At 39.4% G+C, this 18645-nt stretch carries 17 protein-coding genes and 1 pseudogene; 13 read left to right on the top strand and 5 right to left on the bottom strand.

Translation table 11 applies throughout. The features are described 5' to 3' along the window. Positions 1–97: 97 nt before the first annotated feature. The 11 genes and pseudogenes from MMG00_RS03015 to MMG00_RS03065 all read left to right on the top strand — a co-directional run bounded on the left by MMG00_RS03015 (position 98) and on the right by MMG00_RS03065 (position 11902). The gene (locus MMG00_RS03015) at positions 98–526 is read left to right on the top strand and encodes a hypothetical protein (protein WP_242151222.1); all 429 of its coding nucleotides are present in this window, start codon (positions 98–100) and stop codon (positions 524–526) included. Beyond that, complete coding sequence (locus tag MMG00_RS14280; RefSeq protein ID WP_242153261.1) at positions 429–1232, top strand: integrase core domain-containing protein; 804 nt, start codon at positions 429–431, stop codon at positions 1230–1232. Before MMG00_RS03015 ends, MMG00_RS14280 begins: the two co-directional genes overlap by 98 nt. After that, a pseudogene (locus MMG00_RS03025) lies at positions 1226–2710 on the top strand (acyl-CoA dehydrogenase family protein); the annotation flags it as partial. The gene MMG00_RS14280 and the pseudogene MMG00_RS03025, both read left to right, overlap by 7 nt. A gap of 124 nt (positions 2711–2834) precedes the next feature. Continuing rightward, complete coding sequence (locus MMG00_RS03030; protein ID WP_242151225.1) at positions 2835–4016, top strand: CaiB/BaiF CoA transferase family protein; 1182 nt, start codon at positions 2835–2837, stop codon at positions 4014–4016. A gap of 120 nt (positions 4017–4136) precedes the next feature. Beyond that, on the top strand, positions 4137–5321 hold the full coding sequence (locus MMG00_RS03035; protein WP_242151228.1) for an ABC transporter substrate-binding protein: 1185 nt from the start codon (positions 4137–4139) through the stop codon (positions 5319–5321). A gap of 24 nt (positions 5322–5345) precedes the next feature. Further along, a complete protein-coding gene (locus tag MMG00_RS03040; protein WP_242151232.1) occupies positions 5346–6218 on the top strand; it encodes a branched-chain amino acid ABC transporter permease in 873 nt (290 codons plus the stop codon). After that, a complete protein-coding gene (locus MMG00_RS03045; RefSeq protein ID WP_242151234.1) occupies positions 6215–7174 on the top strand; it encodes a branched-chain amino acid ABC transporter permease in 960 nt (319 codons plus the stop codon). The genes MMG00_RS03040 and MMG00_RS03045 overlap by 4 nt, the downstream gene beginning before the upstream one ends. Then, a complete protein-coding gene (locus MMG00_RS03050) occupies positions 7167–7883 on the top strand; it encodes an ABC transporter ATP-binding protein (protein ID WP_242151236.1) in 717 nt (238 codons plus the stop codon). The genes MMG00_RS03045 and MMG00_RS03050 overlap by 8 nt, the downstream gene beginning before the upstream one ends. After that, positions 7876–8580 carry an ABC transporter ATP-binding protein gene (locus tag MMG00_RS03055; protein ID WP_242151240.1) on the top strand — a complete coding sequence of 235 codons (705 nt, stop codon included), beginning with the start codon at positions 7876–7878 and terminating at the stop codon, positions 8578–8580. Before MMG00_RS03050 ends, MMG00_RS03055 begins: the two co-directional genes overlap by 8 nt. Before the next feature lie 26 nt (positions 8581–8606). After that, positions 8607–10724 carry a 3-hydroxyacyl-CoA dehydrogenase NAD-binding domain-containing protein gene (locus tag MMG00_RS03060; RefSeq protein ID WP_242151243.1) on the top strand — a complete coding sequence of 706 codons (2118 nt, stop codon included), beginning with the start codon at positions 8607–8609 and terminating at the stop codon, positions 10722–10724. After that, positions 10724–11902 carry an acetyl-CoA C-acyltransferase gene (locus MMG00_RS03065; protein WP_242153265.1) on the top strand — a complete coding sequence of 393 codons (1179 nt, stop codon included), beginning with the start codon at positions 10724–10726 and terminating at the stop codon, positions 11900–11902. Before MMG00_RS03060 ends, MMG00_RS03065 begins: the two co-directional genes overlap by 1 nt. Positions 11903–12082: 180 nt before the next feature. On the opposite strand, the gene MMG00_RS03070 is transcribed toward MMG00_RS03065, so the two are convergent. Both MMG00_RS03070 and MMG00_RS03075 read right to left on the bottom strand, forming a co-directional pair. Further along, positions 12083–13366, bottom strand: coding sequence for an MFS transporter (locus tag MMG00_RS03070; protein ID WP_242151245.1), 1284 nt, complete (start codon positions 13364–13366; stop codon positions 12083–12085). Positions 13367–13466: 100 nt separating this feature from the next. Beyond that, a complete protein-coding gene (locus tag MMG00_RS03075) occupies positions 13467–14633 on the bottom strand; it encodes a M20 aminoacylase family protein (protein ID WP_242151247.1) in 1167 nt (388 codons plus the stop codon). 355 nt (positions 14634–14988) lie between these two features. Between MMG00_RS03075 and MMG00_RS03080 the strand changes: the two genes are divergently transcribed. Together MMG00_RS03080 and tpx are read left to right on the top strand one after the other, a co-directional pair. After that, positions 14989–16011, top strand: coding sequence for a PTS sugar transporter subunit IIC (locus MMG00_RS03080; RefSeq protein ID WP_242151249.1), 1023 nt, complete (start codon positions 14989–14991; stop codon positions 16009–16011). A 254-nt stretch (positions 16012–16265) separates the two neighbouring features. Continuing rightward, complete coding sequence (gene tpx, locus MMG00_RS03085; RefSeq protein WP_242151251.1) at positions 16266–16775, top strand: thiol peroxidase; 510 nt, start codon at positions 16266–16268, stop codon at positions 16773–16775. 155 nt (positions 16776–16930) lie between these two features. Here tpx and MMG00_RS03090 read toward each other — a convergent pair whose 3' ends face one another. From MMG00_RS03090 to MMG00_RS03100, 3 genes are all read right to left on the bottom strand, one after another. Continuing rightward, positions 16931–17302, bottom strand: coding sequence for a glutathione S-transferase N-terminal domain-containing protein (locus MMG00_RS03090; protein ID WP_242151253.1), 372 nt, complete (start codon positions 17300–17302; stop codon positions 16931–16933). A gap of 144 nt (positions 17303–17446) precedes the next feature. Further along, the gene (locus MMG00_RS03095; RefSeq protein WP_242151256.1) at positions 17447–17899 is read right to left on the bottom strand and encodes a YaiI/YqxD family protein; all 453 of its coding nucleotides are present in this window, start codon (positions 17897–17899) and stop codon (positions 17447–17449) included. Between the two features lie 307 nt (positions 17900–18206). Beyond that, positions 18207–18641: a universal stress protein gene (locus MMG00_RS03100; protein ID WP_242151259.1), complete on the bottom strand. Its 435-nt coding sequence runs from the start codon at positions 18639–18641 to the stop codon at positions 18207–18209. Between the last annotated feature and the right edge of the window lie 4 nt (positions 18642–18645).

Consider the following 18645-nt stretch of genomic DNA (forward strand, 5'->3'; position numbering starts at 1 on the left):
TATCATACTATCGTATTTTAATATTTTACTCCTATCAATGAATATTCTTATATTGGCATAACACTGTAGTAGGACAAATATAAGAAGGAGTTGGAATATGGCGATGCTAAATGAATCACAAATGGTGGATATCCCAGATAGACATGGTGCGAATGTTTATGATGAGGACCCAGGGTTACAAGCTCTATTAAAGATCTATTTAGAGCAAAATCTATTGACGCACTTAACCCCTACTTTTCAAGATTTAGGTAGGGCTGTGGGTAATGAATTAGATGAGCTTGCATTAGTGGCTGACAAAAACCCTCCTGTTTTACAGCTTCGTAATCGTCAAGGGTTAGATGAGCAAAAGGTGATTAAGCATCCTGCTTTTATTGCCTTAGATGTAGGATTTTATCGCGTTGTTTACAGTATTAGGAGAAAATACTGTTATGAATATCCATCGAAAAACAAAATTAACGCCGTTTCATCGAGAAGAGATTTGGCGATTACATCATCAAGAAAAATTTACCGTAACCTATCTAGCTGAGCGTTTTATGGTAAGCAGACCTACGATCTATAAAGTACTAAAACAAGGTAGATTGAACTTGTTTGTGCCATTAGCTAGTAAAAATGAACGTTATAGAACAATTAAGTATGGCATTAAACGTCTTGCAAAGATTGAAAAATCTATTGAAGAGAAACTTAAAAAGAGGGCTAAACGTTATAACAAAAACTATCCTGGCGAGATGGTCCATGTGGATACTAAACGGCTCCCTCTTTTAAAAGGGGATCTTAAAAATCGCACTAGAGAGTATTTATTTGTAGGAATTGATGATTTTTCAAGAGAACTTTATGCCGGTATTTATCCTGATAAATCACAGTTTAGTGCTGCTGAATTTCTTCGATGGGATCTGTTAGAACAGTGTCCCTATACTGTAGAATGCACCTATTCGGATAATGGTCGTGAGTATAAAGGTACATCAGAACATGCCTTTGTCGAAATGTGTCTAACACATAAGATTAATCAAAAGTTTACAAAGCCAGCTTGCCCTCAAACGAATGGAAAAGCAGAAAGAGTCATTCGAACACTCATGGAAATGTGGCATAATCAGGAGGAGTTTATCAGTTCAGATGATCGGAAAAAGAAGCTAAAACGATTTTTGAACTATTACAACACAGTAAAACCTCATAAGGGTATTAATGGTTTAACGCCTTATGAAGTTTTAGAAAATTATTTTAACACTGAAGTGTAAACAACCCGCCGATTTCTAACACCTTAGAGCGTAAAGCCTATTCTGAATTAAGTCTTTCGAGTATGTCTCATAAAAAAGGGGTGTTTGGTTGGTCTGAAACAATTCCACCGGCGGCAAAATATGGCTTAACCTATCTTTTTGTTCAAGCAGAGTTTGGACTTTGTTGCCCGGTGAGCATGGCCGACTCTTTAACCCATACTTTAAGGCTGTATGGTTCTGATGAGCTCATTAATAAATATTTACCCCGTTTAACAGATCCAAACTTTGAAACGCAATATCAAGGCGCTATGTTTATGACTGAGCAAGGTGCAGGATCTGATGTCTCTAGAATCACAACGACAGCAACAGAGAAAGATGGTGAGTGGTTTTTAACTGGCGACAAATGGTTTTGCTCCAATCCAGATGCGGATTTAGCAATGGTATTAGCACATGTTGATGGTGCTCCTAATGGGATGAAAGGGCTTGGATTGTTTTTACTGCCAAGACATTTAGATAATGGTGAAGTAAACCATTACGATATTCTGCGCTTAAAAGATAAGATGGGAACCCGTTCGATGGCAAGTGGTGAGATCGAATTTAAAGGTGCAAAAGCCTATCTATTAGGAGAAATTGGCCGAGGTTTCCAGCAGATGGCCGATATGATTAATTTATCTCGTTTATCAAATGGTGTAAGAGCTGCAGGGTTAATGCGGAGGGCTGTTGGTGAAGCACTTTATGTCTGTAAGAATCGTATTGCTTTTAATAAATATCTCATTGATATGCCACTTCAAAGAAAGCAGTTATTAAAAATGATGCTGCCAAGTGAGCAATCACGCACGATGTTTTTCCATATTGCTAAACTTTTAGAGCTTGCCAATAGCGGTGATGCGGATGCGAAAAAATGTGTGCGCGTATTAACGCCTTTAATTAAATTTAGAGCATGTCGCGATGCTAGAGCGGTAGCCGCAGATAGTATGGAAGTTCGTGGAGGCTGCGGTTATATCGAAGAGTGGTCAGATCCAAGAATTGTTAGAGATGCGCATTTAGGTTCAATTTGGGAAGGAACTAGCAATATTGTGGCGTTAGATGTCATGCGAGCTATTAAACGCAATGATGCACTGACTTATCTTAGTCAATATGTTGCCACTATTTTAGAGGATTCGAAGATACCGGCAGAATCAAGAACATTACTTCGCGAAAAGTGGGATGCAGTTACGGCATTTATTACCAAGATCATTGATAAAGAAGACGAGTCTGATACAAGAAAAGCAGCTTCAGCACTTTATAACATTGTCACCGCCATCTTTATGGCGTGGGAGTCAGTACAAATTGATGATAATGATTGGCAGCGCTTAGCATGGAGCCATATGGTGCTTAAATATAAGCTCGGAAGTTATGATCCATTAGCGCCTGATTTAAATGAGCAATATGAGGCTAGCTTTAAAAAATTACTCAATGAGGAAACCTTCACATTAGCAGAGGCAAATGCCTTGTTATAGAGGATTAAAAGAGATCGCTATTTTAAAAGATAGCGATCTTCTATGAAATATCATCATCAATATTAAAAAAACACATTAAAAAATATTAAAAAAAATAATAAATAAAAAGTATGAGGGAATGGAGATGGGGAATTTAAGTGCTTTAAATGGCATTAAGGTATTAGATTTAAGCCGTGTATTAGGGGGCCCATTTGCAGGGCAAGTACTTGCAGATCATGGCGCTGAGGTGATTAAGATTGAGCCACCCATGGGTGATGAAACGAGAATGTGGGGGCCTCCTTTTAAAGAAGGGAGCGCGGCTTATTTCTCAGGGATTAATCGTAATAAGAGAGGCATGGCATTAGATCTTCGAACTGAAGAAGGGCGAGAAATCTTATTAAAGTTATTAGCCACCACGGATGTCTTAATCGAAAACTTTAAAATTGGAACACTAGAAAAATGGGGCATTGGTTTTAAGGAAGTATTATCAAAAAAATTTCCAAGATTAATACAATGCCGGATTTCTGGATTTGGAGAAGATGGTCCTTTAGGGGGATTACCCGGATATGACTCTATTATTCAAGCGATGAGCGGTTTGATGAGTGTTAATGGGACTAAGGAGAGTGGTCCTATTAGAGTTGGGCTCCCGATCGTAGATATGGTGACGGGAATGAATGCTGTGATAGGGATATTAATGGCATTACAAGAGAGAGAGAGAAGTGAACAAGGACAGTTCGTAGAGGCTTCTCTTTATGATAGTGGGATGACGTTGTTACAACCCCATATTCCTAATTATCTATGGTCGGGAGAGCTTCCTCAATTAACTGGTAGCGCGCATCCTAACATCGCCCCTTATGATACTTATGAGACAAAGACGAGTCAGATTTTTATTGCTGTTGGCAATGATCGTCAGTTTCAAAAGTTATGTGAGGTATTAGCAGCAGATGAAATTAGCAAAGATGCGCGTTTTAAAGATAATGCCTCTCGCTCTAAAAATCGTGAAGCGTTAAAGCAACTGTTAGAAAAATATCTCTCTCATCATGATGGAAGGGAGATTTCAGAGACGCTTATTCATCAAGGCGTACCTTGTAGCTCGATATTAAATGTTGCCGAAATCATTGACCATCCTCATACAAAGCATAGTGAGATGATTGTCTCAATCGGAGATTATCAAGGGATAGGCTCGCCCATAAAATTAAGTAGAACGCCGGCAAGTTACCGTTTGGCGCCTCCTAAATTTGGGGAAGAGAGTCTTTCAATTTTACAAGAAGAGGGTTTTTCATCAAAGGAGATTAAAGCTTTACAAGAAAAAGAGATTATTAAGTAGCCTTTTAAATAAAATTCGTGCGCTTTTTCATTAACCGATACGACAACAACCAACAAAGGTTAATTAACGCACAATTGTTAAACATTATTTAAAAAAATAATAACACTAGGGAGAATGGTTATGAGAGGAATCTATACTCGCATAAGCCGCATGGCTATGCTTGGATTAATGATTGCCGCCCCTTCGTTACTCTTTGCAAAGGATCGCACAGAGTTACAAGTTGGCGCCGTAATATCATTAACAGGGCAAAATGCTCGAGGTGGAACGGGAATGCATGAAGGCATGCAAACAGCTGTAAAAATTTATAATGAGCGGCAATCTAAATATCGTGTGCGGTTAATCACTGTTGATGATGAATCAGCACCAGCTAAAGTCATCGCCGGCATTGCACAATTATCATCACAGAAAGTTTTAGCAATTGCGGGTGGTGCAACGTCTGACTTAGTGGCGCCTGCTGCCTCTACCGCTAATAAAGTAGATATGGTTTACATTACTTCAGGCGGCACCAGTGAGGAGTTTGTACAGCAAGGGTATCGTAATTTTTTTAGGATCAATAACACCTTTGGGTATGTGAAAGCCATGACAGGGTTATTTGAGCAGATGGGGGTTAAAAAACTCTCTGTTGTCTATTCAACGCAGAAATCGACCTATGAGCTGGCACGTGATGTAACTAAAGTGATGGAGGAGATTGGCGTTGAAGTTGAGTTGCATCCTTTTGATCCTGCCATTCGGGACTTTAAGCCCGTTGTTAATAAGGTGAAATTATTAGATAAACCAGATGTTATCAATGTTTTAGGCTACGAGAATGATTACATTGGATTTTTAAGGGCCGCTAGAATTTTAAAACCCAATGTAGAAGCGATCGTGGGTGTTTGGCAGATTGCAAACGCAAAGATGGCAAGTGAATTCCCCGATCTTGTGCAACATATCTCAGGGACAGAAATGCTCCCCTATCCTGTGCAATTTACAGATGATGAGGGCATTGCCTTTGAGAAGGCTTTTAAAGAACTATTTAATAATAAAAGCCCAGATTATCTCAACGAGTATGGCTATGTTCAAACAATACTATTAATTGAAGCGATTGAGCGCGCCGCTGAGAAGGGTGATCTTTCAACAAAAGCGATTTCTCATGAAATGAGGCAGACAGATCGCGTGACTTTAACTGGGCGAGTAGTGTTTGAGGATAATGGCGACAACCCCTATTTTATGCCCAATATTGGTCAGCATCAAAATGGGAAAGTTGTTCTTGTTTATCCTGATGAGGCATCAAATGGCGAGATGGTTAAGCCTGGCGTGCCTTGGTAAAACGGCTAATAAAAGGATCTTATTATGTTTGAATTAATATTACAGGCACTCTTTTCAGGAGTATTGCTTGGGGGTAGTTACGCGCTTATTGCGCTTGGTCTAGCCATTGTTTTTGGGAATATGAAAATCGTTAACTTAGCCCATGGTGAGCTAGTGCTTTTAGCTGCCTATCTTGCCTATGCAAGTGAGACGATTTTGGGAGCGCATCCGCTCTTAGCTATTCCTTTAGCGATGATTGTGGTGTGCGGTTTATCGGTTGTGATTTATCTATTAGTGAATTTGATTAAATCAGATCGAGAGCTCAACTCCCTCTTACTCACTTATGGCTGTGCGATTGTTTTAACTAATGGCATCTTACTCATCTGGAAATCAGATGTGCATTCCAGTGCAAATGCATGGTTTCAAGATGCACTAGTGATAGGTAATCTCTTTAGTATGAATAGTGAGTGGGTATTTTTCTTAATTAGTATTGTACTGCTTTTAGTGGGTGCTTGGTGGCTTAAAAAGAGTTGGTATGGACGTGCTGTGCGTGCTGTATCTAATAATCGAGATGCGGCGAAATTAATGGGAATTAATCCTCGTGTCACAGAAATTGTCTCTTTTATTATTGCCGGTGTTTTAGCTTCATTTGCCGGAGTTGCGCTTTTTAGTACAAGCTTTATTCAGCCAGAGATCGGCAATAGTCTGACGATTAAGGCATTTATTATCACGGTGTTAGCAGGTATTGGTTCGATTCATGGTGTGTTATTAGCCGCTATTTTATTAGGCGTTGTAGAGTCTTTAACCATTACGCTATTTAGCTCATCTTTGCAGGAATTAACCGGAATGGGATTATTTCTCTTAGTGCTGTTTGTAATGCCTAACGGTCTATTTGGTGGGAAAAGGAGAATGGCATGATTAATCGAAAACAAGTTGTATTAGGGATTATTACCTTACTGATTGGTTATTTAATATTGCCGGTCATTTTTAGAAATAACTATTATATTTTAAGCTCTTTGATTGCGGCATTAACCATTGGAGGAATTGCAACGGCGTGGTCTTTGTTAAGTAACCTAGGCGGGATGATGAGTTTTGGGCATGCTGGTTTCTTTGGGGTCGGAGCTTATGCTTCTGCTATTTTAAGCATGCAATATGGCATCCCGATCTTTATGTCGATCTTATTAGCGGCAGCTTTTACGGCTTTTATCTCCATTGCGATGATGCCAGCCCTTAAATTGTCAGGGCCTTACTTTGCACTCTCTTTACTTGCTTATGCGCATATTTTTAGAATCATCGCAACAGAATGGCGAGGGATGACGGGGGGCGCAGGAGGTATTACCGGTATTCCGCCACTACCTACTATTTTTGGGATTGATTTTAGTAGTAATGTCATGAGCTATCTTTTGATCTTAACGATCGTCACAGCTTTTGTTGGCATCTATTATCTCATTAGTAAAAGCAACTATGGTCTTGCCTTAAAAGCGATGGGGGAATCAGAGACGGCAACACGTGTTGTGGGCGTTAATAGCCTTTGGTTAAAGGCGAGTATGTTATTAGTTTCTGCTTTTATGACCGGCATTATAGGGGCATTTAGCGCACACTATATTAATTATCTTGAGCCGATGTTTGCCTTTGATGCAGATTGGACATTAATCCCGATTATCGCCGCAATCTGTGGAGGTTATCGCACCTTAACGGGTCCTGTTGTCGGAGCAATTATTATCTATCTATTAGATCAGCTTGTCTTTAAAAATATTATTCAAACAGGGCACCAGATTCTTTTAGGGGGACTTTTAATCATCATGATTATCTATCGCCCAAGTGGCATCGTGGGATTAATTTTTAGAAAAAATCGTGAGGTGAAACATGCTTAAGATTGAAAATTTAACCATTAGATTTGGCGGCCTTGTGGCGGTTAATAATGCCAGTTTTGATGTAGGAAGTCATGAAATTGTCGGATTAGTGGGGCCTAATGGTGCCGGTAAAACTACCCTGTTTAATGCAGTCTCAGGGATTGTAAAACCTTCTGAGGGTGATGTGACATTCCAAGGGCAATCCTTGAAAAACCAAGCACTGCATAAAGTTGCTAGATTAGGAATTGGTAGAACTTTTCAGATTCCGCAGCCCATGCATGAACTGACGGTTAGAGAAAATCTAATAGTGGCACAACGTTTTGGGGCAGGAAAAGTCGATGAAGTACATCTTAATAAGGTTTTAGAGTTTATGAACCTTAAAGATAAAGAGCATGCGCAAGCGGCAACAGATTTAGCATTAACAGAGCTCAAAGCGCTGGAAGTAGCGAAGGCATTAATGACAAAGCCAAAAATGCTACTGCTAGATGAGGTATTAGCTGGGCTTGAAGTGAAGGGCAAGCAGTATTTTATGAACCTTATTCACTCGCTTCATAAAGAGCTTAATATCGGCATCTTAATCATAGAACATGATATTGAAACGATTATGAAAATTTGTAGTCGAGCGTGCGTTTTGGATTTTGGACAAGTGATTGCTAACGATACACCAGAAGTCGTATTTCAAAATCCCGATGTTATTCGTAGCTATACCGGAGGAGATGATTATGCTTGAAGTCAATAATGTTAAAGCAGGCTATGGCGATATTAATATTCTTTGGGATATCTCTTTGAGTTTTCCAAAAGGGGAATTAACAACCATTATCGGCACAAATGGCGCTGGGAAAACCACTCTTCTTAAAACGATTATGGGGCTTTTACCGGCAACTCAAGGAGATATTAGTTTAGATGGGCAGTCAATAGCTCGTTATAACACCTGGGATATGAATAACTTAAAGATGTGCTTAATTCCGGAGGGGCGCATGGTATTTCGGGAGATGACCGTGGAAGAGAATCTTTTAATAGGTGCTTACCCAAAAGCGAGCCGTGCTGATCGGTTTGAGAATTTAGAGAAGATCTATACTCGTTTTCCAAGATTAAAAGAGCGTTATAAACAGCTTGCAGGGTCTTTATCTGGCGGTGAGGCGCAGATGCTTGCAATGGGAAGAGGTTTGATGTCGGAGCCGGATATTATCTTGATTGATGAACCCTCCTTAGGATTAGCCCCCCGTATTGTGAATGATATTTTTGGCATTTTGGAAGAGCTTAAAAATGAGAATAAAACCATTATTTTGGTGGAGCAAAATACGCATAGAGCTGTGGGAATTGCAGATTATGTCTATTTAATGCAAAGCGGCAAGGTTATCTTTTCTTCTAAGGCAAAAGAGGTTGATCTTGAGGAGATTCATCAACTCTATTTTGCAAGAGGTTAATACAAATTATTGTATAAGGAGACATTATGAGTCATGTTCATATGAGTAATGTGCAATATACCTTAGTGAATGATATTGCCTTTTTAACGATTAATGATGGGAAGGTCAATAGCTTAGGGTTTGCATTAAGATTGGCGCTTTTTTCAATGCTGCAAGCGGCGATAGAGGATGATCAAGTAACAAAGATTGTCATTGAAGGGAATGGGAAGTTTTTTAGTGCTGGGGCTGATATTTATGAATTTAATACCCCAAATGCGACAAAATCTCCCTTATTACCAGAACTTATCACCTTAATAAGAGAGAGCCCCAAGCTAATTGTAGCTGCGGTTAATGGCATTGCTTTTGGCGGTGGTTTTGAATTGGCACTAGCTGCCCATTTGCGTGTGGGATTTTCATCGACCCAATTTCGTCTACCAGAGGTAAGTTTAGGCCTTATTCCTGGCGCTGGTGGTACGCAATTATTACCAAGAGTCATTAGTATAGGAAAAGGTATCGGAAAAGCGGCTGAAATAATTGTGAAAGCCTCTGTTGTAGATGGCTCTGAAGCTTTAAAACTTGGCATTATCAGTGAGCTTTATGAGACTTTAGATCGGCAGCAGCTATATCAATTTGTGAAAGCGCAAGAAGGTATTCAGCGTATAGATGAAGCGCCAGTGACACTTGATTATGCTGATGAGCAGATTATTGCTGATTTAAAAAAATGGATTGAGAAGCGAAAACGAGGTTATGATGCGCAAAATGTGGCTTTAAAATCAGTATTAAATAGCCATGAAATGCCTTTGCAAGAGGGCATTGCCAGTGAAAGGGCTGCTTTTTTAGCGCTATTATCAGGGAAGCAATTTGCCGCTTTAAGGCATCTTTTTGCCAGTGAAAAGGGATTATATCCTCGATTAGTTCCTGATCAGTTTAAAGAGATTCGATGTGCAGCTGTTATTGGTGGTGGATTGATGGGAAGAGGAATTTGCATGAGTTTAGCGAATGCAGGGATTGCCACAACGATCATTGAGCAAAATCCTGAAGCTTTAGCAAAGGCGCTTCATGGTATTAAAGAGACTTATGACAAGATGCTGCAAAGAGGGCGTATTAAATCGGTAGATAGAGATCAAGCGCTCTCCTTAATTCAAGGTAATGTTGATTATCAAACGATTATTGATGCCGATATTGTTATTGAAGCGGTCTATGAAGATATGGATCTTAAAAAGTCCATCTTTAAGCAACTTGATGGGATTTGCGCTAAGGAAACGATTTTTGTTAGTAATACCTCTCGTTTAGATATTAATGAATTAGGGGCGGTTACGAAGCGAGAATCCTTATTTTTGGGAATGCACTTTTTTAGCCCAGCGCATCTTATGAAGCTTGTGGAAGTCGTAAAAGGCGATAAGACCTCTCAATATGCCTTAAATAGTGTGATTGAGCTTAGTAAACGCATGAATAAGCTTGGGGTTGTTGTGGGTGTGTGTGAAGGATTTGTCGGAAATAGGATGTTAACAACCTACCGCAATGAAGCTTTGTTTGTTTTAGAAGAGGGTGCAAGCGTTTCACAGGTGGATCACGCGCTTTACCATTTTGGTATGGCGATGGGACCTTTCACCATGACGGATATGGCAGGCTTAGATATTAGCTGGGCGGCGCGTAAGAGATTACAAGAAAAAGGGGCGAAAAGTTCTTTTAGAGATTCAGTCATTGGTGATAGGCTCTGTGAAATAGGGCGCTTTGGGCAAAAAACGGGAGCCGGTTATTATCGTTATGAAAAAGGGAGCTATGCGCCAATTGCAGATCCTATTGTCGAGATGGTGATTGAAGCTTGCGCGAAAGAGAAGGATATTCACCGCAGAGTATGGAGTGATGCTGAAATTGTTGAGCGGACGATTTTTGCCCTGATTAATGAAGGGTTTAAAATTTTAGAAGAGGGAATTGTGGCTCACTCAAGCGCTATTGACCTTGTTTATATTCACGGCTACGGTTTCCCCGCTTATCGTGGGGGCCCGATGTTTTATGCCGATACTATTGGGTTACCGAAAGTATTGGAAAAGATGAATTATTTTGCAAAGCATTTTGGTAAACATTGGCAGCCTTCGGCATTGCTAGTTGATTTAGTGGCAAAAGGTTTAAGTGTTACAGATTATCAAAAAAAGGATGAATGATGGATGAAGTCGTAATTGTATCAACCGCAAGAACGCCTATTGGTAGGGCTTATCGTGGGGCATTTAATCAGACATATAGTGCCGATTTAGGCGCTCATGTCATTGAATCAGCACTTTTACGTGCAGGGATAGAAGTTGCGTGTGTTGAAGAGGTGATTTTAGGTGTGGGTAGGCCTGAAGGGTCATCTGGTGGTAATATTGCTCGCCAATCAGCCTTGCAAGCGGGATTGCCGGTAGAAGTTCCTGGAATGGTTGTTAGTCGATTTTGCGCTTCAGGTTTACAGGCTATTGTTGGCGCTGCACATCGAATTATGATTGATAAAATTCCTATTGCAGTCGCCGGCGGCTTAGAGTCGATTAGTTTAACGGTTAATGAACATACCAATACTTATTTTCAGCAATCACCTAAGCTGAAAGCATCGCACCCAGATATCTATATGAGCATGATTGAGACGGCAGAAAATGTCGCTAAAAAATATTGTATTAGCCGAGAAGCGCAAGATGCCTATGGTTTACAGAGCCAGCTAAGAGTTAAAGCGGCTGTTGATGCTGGGATTTATCAAGATGAAATTGTGCCTCTTCAATCGATTAAAAAAATCGTGAATCGAGAAACGGGTGAAGAGACTTTTGAAGAAGTTTTATTGCAATATGATGAAGGAATTCGAAACACAACTTTAGAAGGATTAGAGAAGCTTAACCCCGTCTATGATGGGGGAACTGTTACTGCCGGTAATGCTAGTCAATTATCTGATGGCGCTAGTGCTTCTGTTTTAATGAGTTTAAAAGAAGCAAAAAGACTTAATATTGAGCCTTTAGCTGCTTTTAGGGGATTTGCTGTTGCCGGTTGTGAACCTGGTGAGATGGGGATTGGGCCTATTTATGCCGTTCCTAAACTCTTAAAGCAAACAGGACTAAAGATCGAAGATATTGACCTTTGGGAGTTAAATGAGGCTTTTGCCGTCCAAACGCTCTATTGCCGGGATTTTTTAGGAATTGATAATAACAAAATGAATGTAAATGGTGGCGCAATAGCGATAGGACATCCTTTTGGAATGTCAGGTGCGCGTTTAACGGGGCACGCGATTTTAGAAGGTCGTCGCCGAAAAGCTAAATATGTGGTTGTGACAATGTGTATCGGCGGTGGAATGGGCGCAGCTGCACTATTTGAGATCTATTAATAGCGATTAGTTTTTTATTTAAGAATGTTGTTAGGAGTTATTCCTCCTATTTGCTAGAGCTTCTTTAGTGATGTAATCCTTGGAAGTTCTAGCTTTTTTTATAGGATTTTATTTATCTGTAATGAAAAGCCCCTATTTCTAGTGAAATAGGGGGCTATATTTAAGAAATAAAAAATAGAGTTATTCTAATTCTTTACCAGCTGTTTCTTTAACAAGTAAGAGAGCGATCATACTAATTAAGCCTGTGACAATGACGTAGAAGGAAGGAGAAAGTGGATTATCTGTCCAGCCGATTAATAGGGTAACAAAGAATTGTGCAAAGCCACCAAAGATCATCACCGTAAAGCTATAGGAGATGGATAGTCCTGTGGCACGAATGCGACTTGGGAAGATCTCAGCACATAACACGATACTTGCAATCCCATTAGCGCAGAGGAAGAAGGCTAAAATTCCCACCACAATAAAGAGCATATAGGGCTCTGGATATTTATTAATGAGTAAAAATGCTGGATAAATAAAGAGTGTTATTCCTACTCGGCTCCAGAATAACATCGGCTTACGGCCAATTTTATCCGTTAAAATACCAAAGAATGGCGATAAGATTACTTGAACAATACCTGAAACAGTTACCGCCCAAACCGTGTATTTAAAGTCGATTTTGAGCTGTGTTGCCGCGTAGTTTGCCATATAGTAAGCGATAATATAGGTAGAAGCAGTGACTCCTAAAATAATTAAAACGCCAGCAATTAAGGTTTTAATGTGATCTTGAAATAGCTCTTTTAAAATGGCTTTCTCTTGACCTTCATTGGCATTTTCTTCTTTTGTTTCAGGCAAGTTTCGGCGGATATAGAGCGCAATAGGAATAATGATTAATCCAACCGCAAAAGCAACACGCCATCCCCAAAGTGATAGGGACTCTTCAGAGAGGAGTAATCCTAAAATCCCCCCAATCAAAGAAGCTAGGAGCTTATTAAGGTTTTGCCCGAACATCTGCCAACTACCATAAAAGGCACGGTTATTTTTATCAGCATATTCCATTAACATCGCGGTTGAAGAACCAAGTTCGCCGCCCAAAGAGAAACCTTGAATTAAGCGAGCAGAAATAATTAAAATAGGTGCGGCAATCCCAATTGTTTGGTAGGTTGGGGTAAAGACAAAGATAAGCGTTCCAAGCCCCATTAAAGCAAGTGTTAATAATAGTGCAGGTTTTCGACCATATTTATCGGCATAGAGTCCAATACATACAGCGCCTAAAGGTCTTGTAATAAAGCCCACACCAATAGTTGCAAAGGTTAAGAGCAGTTTTGCAAAATCACTTTCTGCCGGAAAATAGAGTTTTCCTAAAAGAACGGCAAATACGGTATAAATTCCAAAATCATAAAATTCAATCGCATTACCCATGGTGATACCAGCAACGTTTTTAATACGTGTTCTGCGGCTATCTGTTTTAGATACTTTAAACATAATAAAGCTCCAGCCCATCGTAAAAAAATGGGCTATCAATACTGTTGATATTAGAGATGAAAGGGCGTTTCTTAGAAGAAATGCCCCTTATCGATGAGATTTACTGGGGGCAAAAACGGTAAACTAATTGCGCCCAGTAATTGGCAACAATGGCGATGAGATCATCGTTGAAATCATATTTGGGATTATGAACAGAACAGCCATGAGGTCCTGATAATCCGTTGCCGACAAAGAGATAGCTAGAAGGGCACTCATTTGCAAAGAATGAGAAATCCTCACTGGCTGTCATTGCAGGGAAATCAGTAATAATTTTTGATTCCCCCAAGACATCTTTTGCCACATTTTCTGCAAAATCTGTCTCTTTTTCTGAATTATAGAGAATAGGGTAAGAGCGAATATAATCAATCTCTGCACTTCCGCCATAGCTTTGTGCTTGAAAATGAATAAGCTCTTTGATTCTTTTCTCTACTAAATTTTGGGTCTCTGTATTAAGGTTTCTTACAGAGAGTTGCAGCGTTACAGCATCTGGGATCACATTAAATGTCTTTCCGCCATGAATGGAACCAACAGAGATCACTGTCATATGTTGTGGATCAATATTACGAGATACCACGCTTTGTAAATTCATCATAATAGAGGCTGCAATCATTGTAGGGTCAACGGCTAAATGCGGCATTGCACCATGCCCCCCACGGCCTTGAATTTTAACTGTGACTCTATCTGAAGAGGCCATTGCAGCTCCCCTTCGAAAACCAAAATGGCCAACGGGTAAACCGGGAATATTATGAAAGCCAAACATCGCATCACATGGAAATGTGCTAAGAACCTCATCATCAATCATTGCTTTCGCCCCGCCAAGACCTTCTTCGGCAGGTTGAAAAAAGAGATTGAGAGTCCCTTTAAAATGCGGGTTTTCAGCTAGATATTTTGCAGTAGCAAGGAGGGTTGCTGTGTGACCATCATGACCACAAGCATGCATTAATCCTTCCTTTTGGCTTTTATAGGCAAAGTTATTTTCTTCTAAAATAGGGAGCGCATCCATATCTGCCCGAAGCCCAACAGCAGGGCCAGCTCCTGTCACTAATTTTGCTACAACACCTGTTTTACCAATTCCTGTAGTAACTTGATAGCCCCATTTTGTTAATTTCTCTGCAACAAGTTTTGAGGTTTCATGCTCTTCAAATCCTAGTTCTGGGTTTTGATGTAGATGGTGACGGACTTTGACCATTTCTGCGGCAATAGTCTCAATGCCTGCGAGTAATTCCATCGTGACGCTCCTTTATTTTAGATTACTTATTATTATTTTATGCATAAGAACCCTAGTTTTAGGACAGGTTAATCTCAATAATTGTAAATTTGAGAGGAATTTCTTCTCTTTTATAGTTTATGGGCTCTTATGTGAGATACCTTACACGACTTTATTAATAATCTTCAATATTTATTGTGAATACTTTATAGGCATAAGCGATCTATATCAAAGTATTAGATTGAAACATCTTCTTTGGTAAGTGGTAAAAAGGAGAATAGATAATGTATGTTACGGCGCTATAAGCTATGATTCTTACAAGTTGTTATTTTATTAATTGTTATCAACATTGATTAAAAAAGGAAATTTTTAAGCCATGGCACGCTTTCCTATACTTGCAGATAAAGGGATTTCACTTTCTCCTAAAGTCTATTTTATAGATGCTTTGAGCTATATGGCTCTAGGGCTCTTCTCATCATTATTGATGGGGTTAATTATCAAAACATTAGGGCAACAATTTGGGATTGAGTCATTTGTTGAGCTAGGTAGCTTTGCAATGGATGCAAAAATTGTTGGGGGTGCAATAGGCGTGGCGATAGCGGCAAGTTTAAAAGCACCACCTTTAATTCTTTTTTCAGCAGTCTTTGTAGGCGCATTTGGGAATCACTTAGGGGGACCTGCGGGGGCTTATGTTGCTGTACTTATTGCTGTTGAAGTGGCAAAGCTAGTTTATAAAGTGACAAGATTGGATATTATTTTAGTCCCATTTGTCACGTTTGTGGTCGGATTTTGGGTCGCAAAATGGGTGGGAATTCCCATTAGTGAGCTAATGCAAGGTTTAGGAGAGCTTATTAATTGGTCAACAGAGCAGCAACCATTTGTGATGTCTATTTTGGTTGCAACATTAATGGGACTTGCCTTAACAGCGCCTATTTCAAGTGCGGCGCTCTCATTTATGCTCGGATTAGATGGTTTGGCGGCAGGAGCGGCTGTGATTGGTTGTAGTGCACAGATGATTGGTTTTGCCACAAGTAGTTATCGTGAAAATGGATTTGGGGGATTCTTAGCGCAAGGTCTTGGAACTTCCATGTTACAAATTGCCAATATCATTAAAAATCCTTTAATTTTGATTCCGCCGACAGTTGCCGGGATTATCGCAGCGCCTATTGGCGTTGTACTTTTTAAAATGACCAATAATGCCGCAGGTGCGGGTATGGGAACAAGCGGTTTTGTAGGGCAGTTTATGGCATTTGAGGCAATGGGCTTTACCTTAACGACGGCAATTTATGTGTTAATTTGCCATTTTATCTTGCCGGCGCTAATTAGCTTTTTATTAGCTAAATGGTTTTATCAGAAAAATTGGATAAAAACAGGGGATATGAAACTCCATTATGAGTAGTTTTAAAGTTATCCTAGATCTACAGATATCAAGAAGGATCCGGTGATATAAAATGATTGTATTAAGTGTGATCATTAGCTATAGCGCAATTTCTCTTACTTGAGAGATATAGCACGGTTTTAGTCCTATTTTAATGCTATTGCTTCAATTGCCCTTATGCTACTATGATTTTAGTGACAAAATTATTGAGTTTGTGTGATTTTGCAACTGGTAATTTTGGCAATCTTATAATTTGAATAAGGGAAGGATGCATCATGACAAATAGAACAGATATTACAATGGGCGGTAATCCAATTATATTAATTGGGTCTGAAACAGTGGTAGGTGATAAGGCGAGAGATTTCACAGTGGTAAACTTTGATCTTAAACCTGTTTCATTAGCTGATTTTGCCGGAAAAGTAAAAATTATTTCAGTGGTTCCATCAATCGATACCGGTGTTTGTTCTATTCAAACGAAGAAGTTTGAATCAGAAGCGGCGGCACTTCAAGATACCGTTGTATTAACGATCTCTGTAGATCTACCTTTTGCACAGAAACGTTTTGCTGGTGAAAATAAGCTGGAAAATAACCATCTTCTTTCAGATTATCAAACACATGATTTCGGTGTTGAATATGGTTTTGAAATTGAAGGTCTAGCTCTTTTAGCACGCGGCGTTGTTGTGATTGATAAAGATGATGTTGTGCGCTATGTGGAATATGTCAAAGAAGTGACAACAGAGCCTGATTATGATGCAGCATTAACAGCAGCAAAAGCCTTAGTTTAATTTTTTTTAAATAAGTTACTTTGTAGCCATTAATGATTTAATAAAATCAGATATAAGTTTATAAAAAAAGCCCCTAAATTATTCTATGGAATACATTTAGGGGCTTTTTGCTAGAGCTTTTATATATCGAGTAAGTTGTGCAATACTTTTGTAAATTATTTTCCAGCTGCGGTTAAACTTTCAAGATATTGATTAATAGTATCTGATTCATACATCCAGTTTACAGAACCATCTTCATTTTGGATGCGTAGGCAAGGAACCTGTTTTTTGCCCCCTTCATTAAGAAGCTCATTGGCAAAAGTTTCATTTCCTTTAGCATCTCTTAATTCAATATGGAGATTTAAACGCGTCATGGTGCGACGAACTTTTACACAAAAAGGGCACATATGATATTGATAAAGTGCCAGATTCTTTGTTTTTTCATCAATCATAGCTTGCGCTTCAGCTGAGCGTTTTACCGGTGTTGGGGCAAACGTTCTGTCAAAGAAAATAATGGCTTTACCAAGAATATTACGGATAAGTTTCATGAAAATTCCCTTTTATGAATAGTTGCTGAGAGGTTGGGTGAGAAAACTCAGCAGTTTTAAGATTGATTTATTTGCCGTTAGTGTAGCAATATTTGGCTTAAAGAGGAATGAAAGGCTCGCTTTTGGTGTTTTGACAATAAGTCTTTAACGGTGGTGATCTCTTAGCCATAGATCTAAGCTATTGGTAAAAAGTTGACGATCTCGTTGTGATAGCGGATCAGGGCCTTTTGTTTGAATACCGCTACCTCTTAATGTTTCGTTAAAATCCCGCATTGTCAGCTTAGCATCAATAGTGCCTAAATCATAAAAACTCCCTCTAGGGGTGAGTGCAAATCCCCCTTTATCTAACACATCTTTTGCAAGCGGGATATCGGCAGTGATGATAAGGTCATCTTTTTTAGTAAGATCGACAATTTTTTGGTCTGCTACATCAAATCCTGAAAGGACTTGTACAGATTTAATAAAAGGGGATCTTGGGAGCTGAACATGTTGGTTAGCAACAAATGTCACAATCACTTTTTCACGGATTGCCGCGCGGCATAAGATCTCTTTTAAAACATTAGGAATAGCATCGGCATCAACAAGAATTTGGTTCATAGTTAAGAAGGGTATGTTAGTAGTTTATGGTAAAAGAGGTGTTATAGTCGATTTGGTTTAAGAAACACTATTTTAAAAGTATTAAGGTAATAGAGTGTGTATCAAATTTGCTTGCACGCTGCCAGATAGAACTATTCTTGCGCTTCTTATAATCGATGTGCCGGCAATCTGATTCAGTCACTTTTAAACCGATTTTACTATAGTTTAACAGGAGTGAACTCTTAAGGTATAAGAAAAGCCCTTTCTCGAATTATCGAAAAGGGCTTTGAGTATTTAATGATGTGTGTTTTTTGTGTTGACTTTGATCTTAGCGAACAATCATCATATCGCAAGTTGCGTAGCGAAGTGTGCTTTCAGATACTGAGCCTACGAACATTCTTTCAACCATGCCATAACCTGTTGCACCCATCACAATTAGATCTGCTTTAACTTCAGGTGCAATTTTCTTAGCGATAGCACTTCTTGGAGAACCTTCTTTTTTCAAGGTCGTGACATCTGTTAAACCTTCGGCTTTCGCTTTCTCTTCTGCAGCACTTAAGATTTTTTTCGCATTGTCTTCTGCATACTCTTCAAGAGGTTCTCTATAAGCGATAGCAAGTGAATATGAGCGAACATCAATTACGTGTGCGATAACTAACTTACTGCTATAGAACTTCGCCAATTCAATTGCACGATCAAGTGCTTTAAGGGAAGCTTCTGATCCATCAACAGGAACTAAAATCGTCTGATATTTTGAACTCATATTT

Origin of the sequence: Ignatzschineria rhizosphaerae, assembly GCF_022655595.1 — a bacterium.
In the GTDB taxonomy this organism is placed as follows: Bacteria; Pseudomonadota; Gammaproteobacteria; order Cardiobacteriales; family Wohlfahrtiimonadaceae; genus Ignatzschineria; species Ignatzschineria rhizosphaerae.

Bases quoted from the DNA above. Each gene is read 5' to 3' on its own strand.
- MMG00_RS03095 (WP_242151256.1), bottom strand. From the start codon at position 17,899: ATGAACCAAATTCTTGTTGATGCCGATGCTATTCCTAATGTTTTAAAA.
- MMG00_RS03075 (WP_242151247.1), bottom strand. From the start codon at position 14,633: ATGGAATTACTCGCAGGCATTGAGACTATTGCCGCAGAAATGGTCAAA.
- MMG00_RS03055 (WP_242151240.1), top strand. From the start codon at position 7,876: ATGCTTGAAGTCAATAATGTTAAAGCAGGCTATGGCGATATTAATATT.
- MMG00_RS03070 (WP_242151245.1), bottom strand. From the start codon at position 13,366: ATGTTTAAAGTATCTAAAACAGATAGCCGCAGAACACGTATTAAAAAC.
- MMG00_RS14280 (WP_242153261.1), top strand. From the start codon at position 429: ATGAATATCCATCGAAAAACAAAATTAACGCCGTTTCATCGAGAAGAG.
- MMG00_RS03030 (WP_242151225.1), top strand. From the start codon at position 2,835: ATGGGGAATTTAAGTGCTTTAAATGGCATTAAGGTATTAGATTTAAGC.
- MMG00_RS03080 (WP_242151249.1), top strand. From the start codon at position 14,989: ATGGCACGCTTTCCTATACTTGCAGATAAAGGGATTTCACTTTCTCCT.
- MMG00_RS03050 (WP_242151236.1), top strand. From the start codon at position 7,167: ATGCTTAAGATTGAAAATTTAACCATTAGATTTGGCGGCCTTGTGGCG.
- MMG00_RS03060 (WP_242151243.1), top strand. From the start codon at position 8,607: ATGAGTCATGTTCATATGAGTAATGTGCAATATACCTTAGTGAATGAT.
- MMG00_RS03045 (WP_242151234.1), top strand. From the start codon at position 6,215: ATGATTAATCGAAAACAAGTTGTATTAGGGATTATTACCTTACTGATT.
- MMG00_RS03090 (WP_242151253.1), bottom strand. From the start codon at position 17,302: ATGAAACTTATCCGTAATATTCTTGGTAAAGCCATTATTTTCTTTGAC.
- MMG00_RS03065 (WP_242153265.1), top strand. From the start codon at position 10,724: ATGGATGAAGTCGTAATTGTATCAACCGCAAGAACGCCTATTGGTAGG.
- MMG00_RS03100 (WP_242151259.1), bottom strand. From the start codon at position 18,641: ATGAGTTCAAAATATCAGACGATTTTAGTTCCTGTTGATGGATCAGAA.
- MMG00_RS03015 (WP_242151222.1), top strand. From the start codon at position 98: ATGGCGATGCTAAATGAATCACAAATGGTGGATATCCCAGATAGACAT.
- MMG00_RS03040 (WP_242151232.1), top strand. From the start codon at position 5,346: ATGTTTGAATTAATATTACAGGCACTCTTTTCAGGAGTATTGCTTGGG.
- tpx (WP_242151251.1), top strand. From the start codon at position 16,266: ATGACAAATAGAACAGATATTACAATGGGCGGTAATCCAATTATATTA.
- MMG00_RS03035 (WP_242151228.1), top strand. From the start codon at position 4,137: ATGAGAGGAATCTATACTCGCATAAGCCGCATGGCTATGCTTGGATTA.